Origin of the sequence: Sphingomonas fuzhouensis (assembly GCF_034659795.1) — a bacterium.
Lineage (GTDB): Bacteria > Pseudomonadota > Alphaproteobacteria > Sphingomonadales > Sphingomonadaceae > Sphingomonas > Sphingomonas fuzhouensis.
Genome location: NZ_JAXSQY010000011.1, coordinates 70,580 through 84,578, shown reverse-complemented (window position 1 = coordinate 84,578; position 13,999 = coordinate 70,580). Strand labels below are relative to the sequence as shown.

At 65.3% G+C, this 13,999-nt stretch carries 11 protein-coding genes, 1 tRNA gene and 1 rRNA gene; 6 read left to right on the top strand and 7 right to left on the bottom strand.

What is annotated here, in order from left to right; all coding sequences use genetic code 11:
* The first annotated feature begins 16 nt into the window (after positions 1 to 16).
* Positions 17 to 131, top strand: a 5S ribosomal RNA gene (rrf, locus tag U1H82_RS17705).
* A 59-nt stretch (positions 132 to 190) separates the two neighbouring features.
* Positions 191 to 267, top strand: a tRNA-Met gene (locus tag U1H82_RS17700).
* 390 nt (positions 268 to 657) lie between these two features.
* Here the strand turns inward: U1H82_RS17700 and U1H82_RS17695 are convergent.
* From U1H82_RS17695 to U1H82_RS17685, 3 genes are read right to left on the bottom strand one after another with little or no spacing between them, the layout of a single operon-like run.
* Positions 658 to 2,112, bottom strand: coding sequence for a TolC family protein (locus tag U1H82_RS17695; protein ID WP_322966299.1), 1,455 nt, complete (start codon positions 2,110 to 2,112; stop codon positions 658 to 660).
* Positions 2,109 to 3,179, bottom strand: a complete 1,071-nt coding sequence (locus U1H82_RS17690) for an efflux RND transporter periplasmic adaptor subunit (RefSeq protein WP_322966298.1) — start codon at positions 3,177 to 3,179, stop codon at positions 2,109 to 2,111. The genes U1H82_RS17695 and U1H82_RS17690 overlap by 4 nt, the downstream gene beginning before the upstream one ends.
* Positions 3,163 to 4,848, bottom strand: a complete 1,686-nt coding sequence (locus tag U1H82_RS17685; RefSeq protein WP_322966297.1) for an ABC transporter transmembrane domain-containing protein — start codon at positions 4,846 to 4,848, stop codon at positions 3,163 to 3,165. The genes U1H82_RS17690 and U1H82_RS17685 overlap by 17 nt, the downstream gene beginning before the upstream one ends.
* 184 nt (positions 4,849 to 5,032) lie before the next feature.
* On the opposite strand from U1H82_RS17685, the gene U1H82_RS17680 reads away from it, so the two are divergent.
* Complete coding sequence (locus U1H82_RS17680; RefSeq protein ID WP_322966296.1) at positions 5,033 to 5,938, top strand: LysR family transcriptional regulator; 906 nt, start codon at positions 5,033 to 5,035, stop codon at positions 5,936 to 5,938.
* A 115-nt stretch (positions 5,939 to 6,053) separates the two neighbouring features.
* Positions 6,054 to 6,911, top strand: a complete 858-nt coding sequence (locus tag U1H82_RS17675; protein WP_322966294.1) for a serine hydrolase — start codon at positions 6,054 to 6,056, stop codon at positions 6,909 to 6,911.
* Here U1H82_RS17675 and U1H82_RS17670 read toward each other — a convergent pair.
* Positions 6,895 to 7,878, bottom strand: a complete 984-nt coding sequence (locus U1H82_RS17670; protein WP_322966293.1) for an amidohydrolase family protein — start codon at positions 7,876 to 7,878, stop codon at positions 6,895 to 6,897. The two genes, U1H82_RS17675 and U1H82_RS17670, sit on opposite strands and share 17 nt — an antisense overlap.
* Positions 7,879 to 8,025: 147 nt before the next feature.
* On the opposite strand from U1H82_RS17670, the gene U1H82_RS17665 reads away from it, so the two are divergent.
* Positions 8,026 to 8,286 (top strand): DUF3253 domain-containing protein, encoded by a 261-nt coding sequence (locus tag U1H82_RS17665; protein ID WP_322966292.1) that lies wholly within the window; start codon positions 8,026 to 8,028, stop codon positions 8,284 to 8,286.
* On the opposite strand, the gene U1H82_RS17660 is transcribed toward U1H82_RS17665, so the two are convergent.
* Positions 8,258 to 8,626, bottom strand: a complete 369-nt coding sequence (locus tag U1H82_RS17660) for a hypothetical protein (protein ID WP_322966291.1) — start codon at positions 8,624 to 8,626, stop codon at positions 8,258 to 8,260. The two genes, U1H82_RS17665 and U1H82_RS17660, sit on opposite strands and share 29 nt — an antisense overlap.
* Positions 8,627 to 8,880: 254 nt before the next feature.
* On the opposite strand from U1H82_RS17660, the gene U1H82_RS17655 reads away from it, so the two are divergent.
* Entirely contained in the window at positions 8,881 to 10,566 is a 1,686-nt protein-coding gene (locus U1H82_RS17655; RefSeq protein ID WP_322966290.1) for an alpha-L-fucosidase, read from the top strand.
* A 234-nt stretch (positions 10,567 to 10,800) separates the two neighbouring features.
* Here U1H82_RS17655 and U1H82_RS17650 read toward each other — a convergent pair whose 3' ends face one another.
* Together U1H82_RS17650 and U1H82_RS17645 are read right to left on the bottom strand one after the other, a co-directional pair.
* Entirely contained in the window at positions 10,801 to 12,660 is a 1,860-nt protein-coding gene (locus U1H82_RS17650; protein ID WP_322966289.1) for a glycoside hydrolase family 97 protein, read from the bottom strand.
* Positions 12,661 to 12,804: 144 nt separating this feature from the next.
* Positions 12,805 to 13,926, bottom strand: coding sequence for a glycoside hydrolase family 43 protein (locus tag U1H82_RS17645; protein WP_322966288.1), 1,122 nt, complete (start codon positions 13,924 to 13,926; stop codon positions 12,805 to 12,807).
* Positions 13,927 to 13,999 lie beyond the last annotated feature (73 nt).

Sequence of the window (13,999 nt, the reverse complement as noted above, 5' to 3'; positions counted from 1 at the left end):
TTCGCGGACTCTATTGCCTGGTGGCCATAGCGTCGGTGTCCCACCCGATCCCATCCCGAACTCGGCCGTGAAACCCGACTGCGCCAATGGTACTACTGCTCAAGCAGTGGAAGAGTAGGGCGTCGCCAGGCATTACAGTCCGCGAACACAACAAAAACCCATTCACTTGTCCACCACCTTACCTTCTTGGCGCGGGGTGGAGCAGCCCGGTAGCTCGTCAGGCTCATAACCTGAAGGCCGCAGGTTCAAATCCTGCCCCCGCAACCATTCCTATCGAAACCGCTCACGCCGCCCCAACGGGCGGCGTTGCCGTTTGTGGCATGCCCCACCAAAGCCACCACGCTGGCCATCACCTCCGCCGCAGGGCAATCCCGCTCATCCGGATAGATCGTCACGCTCTCGGTAGCCGTGACGGCCTGCCCGCGTACCGCAGGGGCTTCCAGCGTAGTGCGCAGGTCGGCCACCCGCTTGGAAATGTGCCCGCAGTCCTTGGTCGACAGTGGCGTTTCGCGCGATCAGGCGAGCCTCTTCTGCCTCCCACTCGTCGATCATCTGACACAGGGTGGAGGCGGCGATATCCGCCAGCAGATTTCGTACAGATTGGCGCAGTTCCAAAGACCGCCGAATAGGCCATCGCCGATCACACCCCTTCCTAAATCAGGGCTCCAGGCCCAATGCCTTTCGATCAGCGGTCGCCGCCGCCAGTTCGGCGCGGGCTGCGGCGATGCGGGCTTGGGCGTCGATCAGGCGGACGCGGGCGTCGTTGGCGGTTTCCTCGCGCTGGTTGACGAGGAAGAAGTCGCTCGATCCCAGTTCGAACCGGCGTCGCTCGGCGGCCGCGAGGCGTTCGGCGAGCTGACGTTCCTGTTCGGCGATGGCGGCGAGCTTTTCGGCAGCGCCGACGCCGATCGTGATGCCTTCCACTTCGACCGCGATCTGATCGCGCAGGAAGCGGCGGCGCGCCGCCAGCGCGTCCATCTCGGCTTGCGCTTCGACGACCCGGCCCTTGGCCGCGCGGTTTTGGAGCGGCATGGAAAAGCGGAAGCCGACCGCCGCTTCGAGCGGTGTGCGCGAGGCGCCGCCTAACCCGATGGGACCGATATCCTTCCCCATCTCGCCACGCAGGTCGAGCCGGGGGCGGAGGTCGTTCTGCGCCAGCGCCAGCCGCGCCGTGCCCTGATCGATCCGAGCCAGCAGCACCTGCAGGTCGGGCCGTCGGCGTTCGAAATCGTCTCGTGCCACGGCGGCCACGCCAGCCAGGGCGTCAGCATCGGCGGGCAGGCGCTCGGGGCCGACCAGCAAGGGATTGCCGTTTGCGTCGCGGAAATAGAGGGAGAGGGCATTGGCCGCCGCCTGGAAATCCCCTTCGGCCCGCACCACCAGCGCGCGGCGACGGACGAGATTCTGGTCGTTCTCGGCCAGCAATATGTCGGGTCGCGCGCCGAGTTGGACCTGACGCGCAAGCCCGCCGCGACGGCTTTCCGAAAGCTGGAGCAGGTCGCGATAGGCGCGCAGGCGAAGTCCCGCCGCGACCCAGTTCTGATAGGCATCGATCGCGCGCCGCTGCACGCCGATCGCCACCGCTTCGCGCTCGAACTGGGCGATGTCGATATCGCCCGATGCCAGCGTGCGGCGGGTTCGGCGTTCGTCCACCAGCCGGTCGCGCAGCAAGGCGTATAGCGCGCCGACCTTCACCTCGCCGAGGCGGTTGGTGTAATTTTCATCCTCATAGACAGGGAAGCCGCCACGACTGACGCGGTAGCCGCCATAGACATAGCCGCCATTGTCGGTCAGCGGGCGGGTCGCGCGTGCGGAGGCGACGGTCCCGTCATAATAGCCGAGCGTGCGCGCGCGGCCTTCGGCGTCGAACACCGTGTCGAACGCGCCGCTGGCGGTGATCGCGCGGCCTTCTGCGGCGCGGATCTTGGCCAGCGCCTCGACGATCTGCGGCGCGGCGCGGGCGGAGGCGCGGAGGACATCGTCCAGCGTCAGCGGCCCCGCAACGGCCGTGGATACCGGTGCCGGGTTCGCCGCAATATGTTGCGCCATGACGGTTGCAGGCAAGGCGAGGGCGACGATCAGCGCGGGAATGAGAGGACCGAACCGGATCATTTCGGCTTCCCCGCCTTGGCTGCGATCTTCTTGTCGTCCTTACTGCTTTCCTTGTCGGTCGTGGCCTGGCCGAACTCCAGCGGGAAGTCGTTGAGTTGGCGCCAGAGTTCGTAACCGACCGTCACCGTCTCGCCCTGGACCCAGCCCTGCACCTTACCGCCCAGGCGGACGAAACGGCGCTCGGGCCAGGCGGGCTTGCCGGGCATGGGCTCGACCAGGATGCGGAACAGCCCTTGGGTATTGGCATTCGGGTCGATCGTGCGGATGCGGCCGTCGAAAAAGCCATAGGCGACCGAGGGCCAACCGCTGAACTGGATGGCGGGCCAGCCTTCAAACTCCAGCCGGACCGGGCGGCCGGGCCGCAACAGCGGTACGTCACGACCGTCGATCAGCAGTTCGACCGCGCGTTCGACCTGTTCGGGCGCGACCACCGCCAGCGCCGTGCCCGCCGATACATAGGCACCACCGGCCGCCGCGTTCAGGTTCTGGATACGGCCGTCGCGGGGGGCACGCACGAGCTGGGCCGACTGGCGGTTGAGCTGGACGTCGATGCGGTTCAGCTTGGCGCGCGACTCCGCCAGCTTGGCACCGGAGTCCGCGACCTTGATCTGTGCCTGTTCGTAATCGCGGCGGGAGGCGAGCCCCTCGGAGAAGAGCTGGCGGGTCCGGTTGACGTCGATCTGCGCGACCGCGCGGGACTGTTGGACCGAGGCGATCTCGGCCTGTACCTGCGCCCGTTCGGCGGCAAGACGCGACAACAGGTTGGGATCGAGGTCGACGATGCGCGCAATCGGATCGCCGCGCTTCACATGCTGGCCGTCATGAACGTACCAGCGTTCCACTTGCCCTGGCACCAGCGCTGTCACGTCCTGTGCGCGGTCCTGCGGATCGAGCGAGACGACCTGTCCGCGCCCCTGTGCGGTTTGCAGCCACGGCACGAAGAACAGGATGAAGACGGCTGCTGCCATCCCCACCGTCACGATCCAGGCGATGGCGACGGTGGTGCGGGGCGGACGCAAGGTGGCGAGGGTGCGGAAATGCGCGAGCTGTTCAGGCGGATGCGGCATCGACGCCCTCCCGGTTGCAGGCGGCCAGAAGGTCGGCCAGATGGTCGAAGCGGCGTTGTTCGGTCAGCCCCAGAAGGAGATAGCCGTCCAGCGTCAGATCCTCGGGACGGCCGGTGCACAGCAGGACCGTCGTGCCATGGTCTTTCAGAAGACGCAGCGCCGCGCGCAGCCGTTCGGGCGGCAACAGGTCGAAAAGCTGACCGAGCAGCAACAGCTTGGGGCGAACGAGCAGCGCGTTGGCGAGCTTCAGCGCCATGGTCTCGCCCACGCTGAGCGGATAGCCGGTCGAGCCGAGCGGCGTGTCCAACCCCTGGGGCAGGCTGGCCAGCCGGCGTTCCAGCCCGACTGTCGCCAGCGCCTCCATCGCCGCATCGTCCAGCCCTTGCGAGGCGAGGCGGAGATATTCGCGGATCGTGACCTCGACGATCGTCGAGCGGTCCAGCACCGTCACGTCCGAGCGGAGATGATACATGTCGAACGAGCCCAGATCGCCGCCGCCGATCCGGACCAGGCCGCGCTCGGGCAGGGCGTGCCGCTTCAGCAGCATGGCCAGGCGGCGCTCGGCCCCCGGTTCGGCGACCGCGACGAGTTGCTCCCCGGATGCCAGGGTCAGATTATACCGGGCATCGTCAAGGGCCACGTCGGTCAGCTTCACCGAGCCGTCGCGCGGGCCGTTCTCGCCGCGCACCGCGGTTTCCTGCGGAATGGCGAACAGCAGCGACAATTCCTCGGAACTGGCCGCCATGTCGTAGAAGATGTCGAGATACAGACCGAGTTGGGAGATGCCGTAGAAGACGCCCGACAGGATCAGCTCCGCCGCGACGAGCTGGCCCAAGGACAGCTGACCGCGCAGGATCAGCATGCCGCCGAGCAGCAGCAGTCCGGCACTGGCAAAGGCGTAGATCAGCAGGAACGCGACCGTCTGTGCGAACTGATAGCGGAAATAGCGGCGGTGCGTGGCGACATAGGCGGCGGTCATCGCCTCCGACCGGTTCATCGCGAAATCGAGATGGCGGGCGGACTTGTAGAAGCCGTTCGATCCGCCGACGCTTTCCAGCCAGCCGGCGGCATTGTGCTTGGCATGGCTCAGCGCCACGGCGCCGCTGATCGCCCCGCGTCGCCAAAGCAGCCAGACCAGCAACACGGCGGCGACCAGCACGACGTTGAAGGCCAGGAATACGGGATGATAGAAGCTGGTGATGGTCAACCCGATCACCGCCTGCAATACGATCGTGAAGGCGCCGATCACCATGCTGGGGACCGATTTCTGGACGACGACCAGATCGAAAAAGCGGTTGAACAGGTCGCCGCGTTTGCGGTCGGCGAAGAAGGGGTCCTGGGCGTGGACGGCGCGTAGGGTGACCTCCGCCACGACACGCGCGAACAGCCGCCGCTCGAAGGCCGCCATGATCCACACGCGAAGCGCGCTGAGCCCCGCGACCAGCAACAGCAGCAGGAGCAGGACACCGGACAGCGCCCATAGCGGCGCGGGCATCGCGGTGTTCGCGACGCTGTTGATGAGCAACTGCACCGAGATCGGCGTCGCCAAGGCCAACAAACTGATCGCGGTGGTATAGACGATGCCAAGCCGAATATAGGCCGCATCCGGACCTATGATCTGCGAGAGCCAGCCCACCGCGTCCCGAAAACCCAGTCGTTCCGCTGCCAAAACCGTCCCCCTTTTTGCACCCTGAGCATGCCTGCCGCCGACGACAAGCCGCCGAAATCCCCCCTCCCATGTTCCACAAGGACCAATATGGCTTGATCCATGTGATAGTGGGGTAACAACATATCGCAGGCTTGGCTAATCGGATTTCGAGTGTCGTAGCTATAGGGCTGGGCTATAGGGGGGCATGCCCACGCTGCGTCAGCTCGAATATCTGGTCACGATTGCGGATACCGGGTCGTTCGCGCTGGCGGCGCGCGTTGCCCATGTTTCGCAGCCGACGCTCAGCCAGCAGATTCGTGCCCTGGAGGATCGCCTGGGCACCAAGCTGTTCGAGCGCAGTGCGGCGGGGGCGATGCTGACCCCGGTCGGGCGTAGCATCGTCGGGACGGCGCGGCGGATGCTGAGCGATGCGAGCGATATTGTCGCGCTGGCCGCTGGGGCGTCGAACAGCCTGACAGGTATCCTGCGGCTGGGGACCACGCCGACGCTGGGGCCCTATCTCCTCTCGCCGATCATCGCGGAACTGCACCGCATGGCCCCGCACCTGCGCCTGCACGTGCGAGAGGGTATTCCGGACGAACAGGTGTTGGAACTGTCGCGGGGCAATATCGATGTCGTGCTCGGCCCGCTGCCGATGACGGGGGATGACCTGACGATCGAGCCGCTGTTCCGCGAGCCGCTCCATCTGGTCGCGGCGCTGGATCATCCGATCGAGGCGGATGCCGAAACGACGCGTGACGTTCTGAGCGGCAGCCCGCTGCTGACGCTCGACCCGCGCCATCATCTGGCGCGGCAGGCGGCCGCCATCGCCGAACAATATGGGATGACGATCGCACCGGATTATTACGGCACCAGCCTGGAAAGCCTGCACCAGATGGTGGCGAGCGGGCTGGGCCTCGCTTTGCTGCCCAGCCTTTATCTGCGCTCCGAGATGGGCGGCGCGGCGGGGCTCAAGATCCTGCCGGTCCAGGGATGGGGCGCACACCGATCGATCGCCATCGCCTGGCGACGGCAATCCCCGATGAGTGCGGCGTTCAAGCTGATCGCCGAGCATGTTCAGGGCTGCGCGCAGCGACTGCTGGCGCCGTAGCGTTTCGCCGCATCGCCGGTGTCATCGAGGCATGGACGGTCATATTCCGCGCGACGCGTTCGGCTTTTGCGGTTAGCATGGCCCCATCACCACATGTCGCGATCGAGGAAGGTTGATGCGTATAGCCCTGCTTTTCCGTCTTTGTCTGACGGGTATTGCGGCAAGTTTCACTGTCTCGGTATCGGCCGCATCAGGGCCTTTCGAACTCGTCGAGCTTCAGCGCGAAATGCGCGCGCTGGTGGCGGGCCGCTCGGGGGAATATGGGGTCGCCGCCATCGATCTGCGCGACGGCTCGACGGCGGCGATCAACGGCGGTACGCTTTTCCCGATGGCGAGCACGGTGAAGCTGGCCATCGCGGCGGCCTATCTGACCGAGGTCGATGAAGGCCGACGGAGCCTCAGCGAGATGATCCACGGTCGTTCCGCCGCGAAAGTCATGGAGGCGATGATCGTTCGCAGCGACAATCTGGCGGCCGATCAGCTGTTTGCGACGCTGGGCGGCCCCGCCAAGGTGCAGCTATGGCTGTCGTCGCACAATATCACCGGCATTCGCGTCGACCGCACCATCGCCCAGTTGCTGCGGGAGCGGGGCCATCTGGCGGACAGCAAGGATGTGGCGACACCGGTCGCCATGGTCACCTTGCTGAAGCTGCTCGACAGCGGCGCCGTTCTGACGCCGCAAAGCCGCAGCTTTCTGCTTGATCTCATGCGGCAATGTCGCACGGGTACGCGGCGTATCCGGGCCTTGCTGCCGGTGGGGACGTTGGTCGAGGACAAGACCGGGACTCTCGACGGTATCTCGAACGATGTGGGCTTCATCACCATGCCCGATGGTCGCCGCGTGGCCATCGCCGTGTTCGCCAGAGGGGGGCGCGATCGCCAGCCGGTCATCGCCGAACTCTCGCGGATGATCTATGATCGCTTCACCGACAGCGTCCGCAATGCGGTCGCGGCGTTCATGCGCCTGCGGTGAGCCTCTCCCAATTGGCATAGGCAAGGCCCCGCCGCGCCGCCTCGTCGAGCGCGACCTCCTCGACGAAGCGGCGCGGGCCGCCACCGCTTTTATATTGATAGGGAAAGTCGGTCGAGAAGAGCAGGCGCTCCGGGCCGACGATCTCCAGGCAGCGCTGCAGATAGGCCTCGCTCCACATGCCGCTGCCGGTGACGTAGAGGTTGCGCCGCGCATAGTCGGCCAAGGGACGCTCCAAGGTCAGCGTGCGCGAAAAGACGGCCGATGTGCGCTCCAGATAGAAGAGCACGACCTCACCCCAATGGCCGAGGATGATCTGGAGGTCGGGAAACTGGTCGAAGACGCCCGACGCGGCCAGGCGAATCCATTGCAGCCCTGCCTCATAATGCCATCCCAGGCCGAAGGCGGCCAAAGCCAGGTCGGCCGTCTCGCCGATGCCGGAGTAATTGGCCTCGCGAACCTCGGGCAGCGGCGTCTGCGGATGGATGAACAGGGGTACGCCAAGCTCGGCCGCTTTCGCCAGCAGGGGGCGGAAGTCCGGATGATCCAGATGCCGCTCGCGGGTGCGGCCGCATAACAGCGCGCCCTTCAGCCCCAGTTCGCGCACGGCCCTCTCCAACTCGCGTGGTGCGGCCTGTGCATCGGGGGTGGGGATGGCGGCCAGCCCCTGGAAACGGTCCGGATGCCGAACACAGGCGTCCGAGATCAGGTCGTTCACCCGCTGCGCCATGTCGACGGCGACCATGGGCGCAAGGTTGTGGAGGCCCGGCGTGGTGAGCGACAGCACCTGCACGTCGACGCCTTGTTCGTCCATCAGGGCGATCCGGTCCTCGCCCAGATCGGCCAGGCGTCGGCCATTCTCGCCGCCATCGGCAAACGCCGACACCGGGTCATGCGGTGGCGGTGCCGCCGCCCAAGCGTCGCGCACGGCGTCCGGCAGGATATGTTCTTCGATCGCAATCAAACGCATGGGTCGGCCTTCACGAACGGTATGCCGATCATGTCATATCGAAATAGGGCGGGCTATAGCGCGCTATTCGCGGGGAATAGGCTATGCTTGCGACCCGAACCGCCGTCCGGCGTTTCGAATGGATGGCGGTGACGATCGAAACCTGTGATGGATGATCCCCTGTCGCAATGCCGGGAGACTGTCCTCGCGCTGCTTGCCGCCCGATCGGCGACGGCGACACTATGCCCCAGCGAGGCCGCGCGTGCCCTGGTTCCCGGTGGTGCGTGGCGGGATGCGATGCCGCTCGTTCATGGGGTTGTCGACCAGTTGCTCGAAGAAGGGCGCGTGCGGCTGAGCTGGAAGGGGCGCCCCCTGAGCGCCCGCACCGGTCCCTATCGCATCAGCCTTGCGGCGCGATCTCAACCGTGAAGGTGAACCACGTCGCTTCGCTGTGATCGTAAAGCTGAACCAGATTCTCGGCGATCTTGATGGTGAAATGGCTGGACGTGCTTCGGTCGAACCCTTGCGCGCCGTCGTCGTCGATTTGCATATAGATCGACGTGTCGGCACCGGTATCGCGCAGTTCGGGAAGGCTGCCGCCGAACTTCGCATTCCGATCGCCGTCAAAGCCCTGAAGATGCTGGCCGCGCGCCTCCGCCGCGATGCGGAGATGCCGGTCGGCCTGATGGTCGTAAAGTCCGGCCACCTTGTTGCCCGTCACGAGCGCATCGGCGGAGGCGGCAGTGATCGCGCGGATATGGGGTTGCATGGCTTTGCCTGACATGGCGGGCTTTCGGGATCAACCTCGCATCGCGCGATTCCAGGACGGGCATGCTTTGGTTCGGGTTCCCGCCGTGGGAGACCGCTTGCAAAAGCCATCCTACATGCGTTAGCTTCGCGTGGATAACATAATGTTTTCATATAAGAGAGTAGGCGTAACCGGCAGGATCGGCATCGTGACCTGTCGGGCCGACCAGCGACGGGGTGACGGAGCGCCGATCAGAGCGATGTCAGGAGAGCGAGATGAAGGCCACGAGACGTGAAATGATCGGCGGTACGATCGCGGCGGCGGCCCTTGCGCCGGCAGCGGCGTCTGCGGTCACGACGGCGGCGCAACCCATGGGGGCAGGGCGCGCGCTGAAGGTGCCGCCGCCCGTGCGTTTCACGCCCGATTGGGAATCTCTGACCGCGGGATATAGCGTGCCCGACTGGTTCCGCGATGCCAAGTTCGGCATGTGGGCTCACTGGACCGCGCAATGCGTGCCCGAGCAGGGCGACTGGTATGCGCGCAACATGTATCTGCCAGGCACCCGCGCCTATAACCACCATATCAGGAAATATGGTCACCCGGCCGATGTCGGCTTCATGCAGATCCAGAATATGTGGAAGGCGGATCGCTGGGACCCCGGCCGTTTGCTCGACCTCTACAAGAAGGCGGGCGCCAGATATTTCATGGCGCTGGCCAATCATCACGACAATCTCGACACCTATGATTCCCAATATCATCCGTGGAACACGACGCGGGTCGGGCCGCGCCGCGATCTCGTCGGCACCTGGGAAAAGGCGGCGCGCGAGCGGGGGTTGCGCTTTGCGGTGTCGAACCACTCCGCCCATGCCTGGCACTGGAACCAGCCCGCTTACGGCTATGACCCGACCGGGCCGCGCGCGGGCGAGCGCTATGACGCCTATAAGCTGACCGCCGCGCAGGGGCGTGGCCAATGGTGGGACGGGCTGGACCCGCAGCAGCTCTATGTCGGTCGTCACATGCCGATGCCCGACGGCATCCGCACGATCGCGGAGGCCAATGCCTGGCACGACGCCACCGACGGCATGTGGAACGAGGGCGTACCGGCGGGCACGAATTTCGCCAGCAACTGGCTGCTCCGCGCCAAGGACCTGGCCGAGAAGTACCGGCCCGACATGATCTATTTCGACAATTTCGACCTGCCGCTGGAGAAATACGGGCTGGAATTCACCGCCTGGTTCTACAACCGGTCGATGCAGTGGCATGGCGGTCGCCTGGAGGCCGTCGTCACGAGCAAGGTGACCCCGCCGCAGCGGCGCATGGGCATCGTCGATGACGTCGAACGCGGCGGCAAGAATTATATCGAGCGCTTTCCGTGGCAGACCGACACCTGCATCGGCGGCTGGCACTATGACATCGATACCTACAATAATAACGGCTACAAGTCGGCGGCGAACGTCATCCACACGCTATGCGATGTGGTGTCGAAGAACGGCAATCTGATGCTGTCGGTGCCGATGCGCGGCGACGGGACGATCGACGACAAGGAGGAAAAGGTCGTCAACGACATCGCCGAATGGATGGGCCGCTATGGCGAGGCGATCTATGGCAGCCGCCCGTGGAAGCTGAACGGCGAAGGCCCGACCCGCGGCAATTCCGGCAACTTTTCCGAAGGCGGGCCGAAGTCGCCCTATACGGCGCGCGATGTGCGTTACGTCACACGCAACGGCAATCTCCATGCGCTGATGATGGGCTGGCCCGAGGACGGGGTGGCGCGGATGACCCTGCTGGCACAGGGTAACCCGACCATGCCGGGGGAGATCCAGCGGGTGACGTTGCAGGGCGACAATAGTCCGCTGTCCTTCAGGCGGACGGCCGAGGCGCTGGAAGTCACGCTGCCGCGGGGCGCACGGCATGAGATCGGCATTCCGCTGGTGATTTCGGGCAACGGCGTCACCGCCTGACGATCGGAATAGGGGGGCCGCTTGGGGTGGTCCCTCGGCTGATGGGAAAAAAACCAGTTTGGGCGAGCTTACCCCGTCATTGCGAGCGAAGCGAAGCAATCCAGAGCCGGATCAGGACGCCCTGGATTGCTTCGCTTCGCTCGCAATGACGGATCGTCTTTTCCCGGCGCCTGAAAACGCAATCGGGGCCAGGGAGGTGATCCCCGACCCCGATGCCTGTCATCCAGGAGCCCGTCAGCGTGCCGGGCGCAGCCAGCCCACATAGCCGCCCTGCGTCCGCAGGCCTGCGTCGATCGAGTCCGTCGCCTTCACCGTGCGTTCGGTCCGGTCATAGGCATCGGGCCGCGCCTGACTGTCCGCCAGCGAGACGAGCGTCCAGCTGCCCGCCCCCAGGAAGCGCAGGTCGACCTTCAGCGGACGCGCCGTGGTGCCGTTGATGACCGCGACGAACCAGTCCTTGCCACGCCGCCGGGCAAAGCCCGCCATCGTGCCCGGCTCGCTGCCCGGCAGGACGATGGTTTCGTCCCAGATCGCCGGGATCGCCTTCAGCACGTCGCGTGCCGGGTTCTCCAGATAGGTCTTCGGATGCCCGCCCATCGACAGATAGGGCGAGGTGAACAGGATCGCCTGCGCCACCTCATGCGCCCAGCTATTGCCCTGCAACTCGGCGGGTTCGAACACGGTCGGGGTATAGTCGCCCGGCCCGACGATATAGCGGGTGAAGGGCAGGATGGTGTCGTGCGGCCCCGGCAGCACGCGCTTGTAACGGGTGATGTGCCATTCATGCCCACGCACCGCCTCGCGCGTCAGCACATTGGGCCAGGTCCGCTCGGTCCCGGTCGGCTTCATCGCACCGTGGAAGTCGACCATCAGCCGGTCGGCTGCCGCGTCGCGCGCGAAATCCTGATACCAGGTCGCCCAGATGTGGTTGGGAGGCTGCGGGAAGTCGACCTTGACGCCGACGATCCCCATATCGGCATAGCGCCGCAGCGTCTTCTGGCGCTGGGCCGGATCGAACATCTCCTTGCTGTCCACCCAGACCCAGATGTCGACGCCCTGCGACCGGGCATAGCGGACCGTGTCCTCCAGCGATTCCCAGGGACGCTTCCACGCCGCCCATCCTTCGTCGACCAGATAATAGCGATAGCCGAGCTGCCTGGTCCAATCGACCCATTGGTGCTGGTCGTCCTCCTTGGGCGCACCGATCGCCAGCCATTGCCAGCTGGAGACGCCGGGTCGAATCCAGTCGGCCTGGGCAAGCGTGGTCGAAGGCGGCGGGTTGAGATTCTGGATCAGCGTCGTGTTGACCAGGCCGGTCAGGTCGCGCGCGACGATGGTAACGCGCCAGGGCTGAATGACCGCCGCATCGGTCTGCCAGCCCTTGGGATCGGCATAGAGATTGCCCTCGAGCAGTCCGGTCGCGTCGGGCGTGATGCCCATATCGCCATAATTCACCACCGCCGCTTCGCTGATCGTGACCCAATAACGGTCGATCTTCGCGGTCAGCGGCAGGCCCAGCGGGCGGCCGGTCGACTGGCCGAGCGTCTTGGCTTCGTACACTGCCTCATAGCCGGGATCGAGGTTCGTCACCCAGACGCGCGGATCGGCGGCGGCCAGCTTCCAGCCCGACCGATCGGCCTCGACCTGGCGCCCGGCCTTGGCGGGAAGGCGCAGGCGGACGCCGACGCCGTCATCGGCGACATGGACATCGGCCTCGAACCGGGTGGCGCCCTTGGTCAGCGCGACGCTGGCGACATTGGCGCGGTCGACCGCCTCGGCCTTGCCGCCGAAGAAACGATAGCGGTTGTCGACCTTGCGCCGCTGGACCGTGCCGATCCGTGCGGCGTCGCCCAGTTCCATGCCGTCGACCCGCATGCCGAGCGGCGAAGGGGACAGGATCGGCCGCCCGTCGACCGTCACGCGATATTGCAGCTTGCCACCATCGTCCGACAGTAGCGCCTGCACCTTACCGTCCGGACTGGCGATGGTCACCGTCTTCGCCTGGGCGGCGGGCGCGAACACCATCATCGCCGAGCAGGCGATCGCCCAGCGACATGCCCCCGCCCTGAACCGCGATCCTTTGACTCCCGTCATGCCCTCGCCCCTTTTTACAAGGCCGGATGACACATGCGCGCATGTGCAGTCCGAACCTCTCCCGTAACATTTGATATTTCTATGTGTGAAACTGGAATGTGGTGGATGCAAGCATGAAATGGCGTTCCATGATTTTTGGGGGTGTCAACGCGACCCGAAATAGCGCTCCAGCCGATCCGCCTCGTCCGGCGTGATCGCGGTGACCGAGCCATGTTTGGGCGCACCGAAATTGGTCGCCTTCATCGGCGAGCCGAGTTCGTTGAACCGGCCGATATTGCGGAACGTGCGAAAGTCCTTCGTCTCCGAAAAGCCCATATTGTTGGGTTTGGCGGCATAGACATCGTACATCAGGACATAGGTCTCGGTGCCGTGGCGACGCCAGACCATCGGCGCTTCGGTTCCGACCGTCTCGGGATCGACCTTGGTGGGATCATAGACATAGCCGCTGGTCAGATGGTCGGATACGGCCTGGCGGATATTGCCCGCGCCGTCATCGGTGCTGAAGAACATGTGATAGCGGTTGCCGACGCGGGTAATGTCCGCGTCGACGGTGCTCTTGCCCGCCCGGGGGAAGGGGAAAAGCGGCCGGGGGGCGCCCAGCGTGCGAAAGGCCGGGTCGGCATAGGCATAGACCAGAAAGTTCACGCCGTTGCGGATGCGGGTCGAGAAATAGACCATGATCCGGCGGCGTACCGGGTCATAGATCGCCTCCGGCGCCCAGGCGATCCCCGCCTCGCGATAGGCGGGGGACAAGCGGGTGACGTCTACTCTGGCCACGGTCCAATGGATCAGGTCGTTGCTTTTCATCAGGATGAGGTTGCGGTTGTTGCCCCAGCCATAGTCGGCGTCCGGGCGTTCCCACTGGGCCGTCCGCAACCCTGCCTCCTTGGCGTAGATATGGAGGTCGGTCATCGTCAGGTAGAAGGCCCCATCGGGTCCGCGCATCAGATAGGGGTCGCGTATGCCCTTCTGCGCTGCGACCGCCGCACCGGACAGGACCGGCTGGCCATTATTGACGTCGGTGAAGCTGTAGCCGTCGCGCGAAACGGCGAAATGGAGCGAATGAACATGCTCCTTGAAATAGACGAGCAGATAGGCGCTCCGGGCCTTTTCAGGCGGTGCTGGCATGGGGCGTCCGAGGTTGGCGACGCGCTGAAGTTGCGGCCCGGTGCCGGGAGGCGGGTCCTGGACCGTGCGGGCGATGCCCATCGAGAGCGGCGCCACGATCGCCGCCACGAGACATGCCAGCTTGGTTGAAATTGCCACGCGACCCTCGCCGATATCGTATCGTGCCAGCTATCGGGCAATTGTCAGGCTTTTTGCAAGCCAGCGCGCTTGA

Excerpts from the sequence above, each read along its gene's own strand:
- U1H82_RS17695 (WP_322966299.1), bottom strand. The coding sequence starts at position 2,112 with ATGATCCGGTTCGGTCCTCTCATTCCCGCGCTGATCGTCGCCCTCGCC.
- U1H82_RS17690 (WP_322966298.1), bottom strand. The coding sequence starts at position 3,179 with ATGCCGCATCCGCCTGAACAGCTCGCGCATTTCCGCACCCTCGCCACC.
- U1H82_RS17680 (WP_322966296.1), top strand. The coding sequence starts at position 5,033 with ATGCCCACGCTGCGTCAGCTCGAATATCTGGTCACGATTGCGGATACC.
- U1H82_RS17675 (WP_322966294.1), top strand. The coding sequence starts at position 6,054 with ATGCGTATAGCCCTGCTTTTCCGTCTTTGTCTGACGGGTATTGCGGCA.
- U1H82_RS17670 (WP_322966293.1), bottom strand. The coding sequence starts at position 7,878 with ATGCGTTTGATTGCGATCGAAGAACATATCCTGCCGGACGCCGTGCGC.
- U1H82_RS17665 (WP_322966292.1), top strand. The coding sequence starts at position 8,026 with ATGGATGATCCCCTGTCGCAATGCCGGGAGACTGTCCTCGCGCTGCTT.
- U1H82_RS17660 (WP_322966291.1), bottom strand. The coding sequence starts at position 8,626 with ATGCAACCCCATATCCGCGCGATCACTGCCGCCTCCGCCGATGCGCTC.
- U1H82_RS17655 (WP_322966290.1), top strand. The coding sequence starts at position 8,881 with ATGAAGGCCACGAGACGTGAAATGATCGGCGGTACGATCGCGGCGGCG.
- U1H82_RS17650 (WP_322966289.1), bottom strand. The coding sequence starts at position 12,660 with ATGACGGGAGTCAAAGGATCGCGGTTCAGGGCGGGGGCATGTCGCTGG.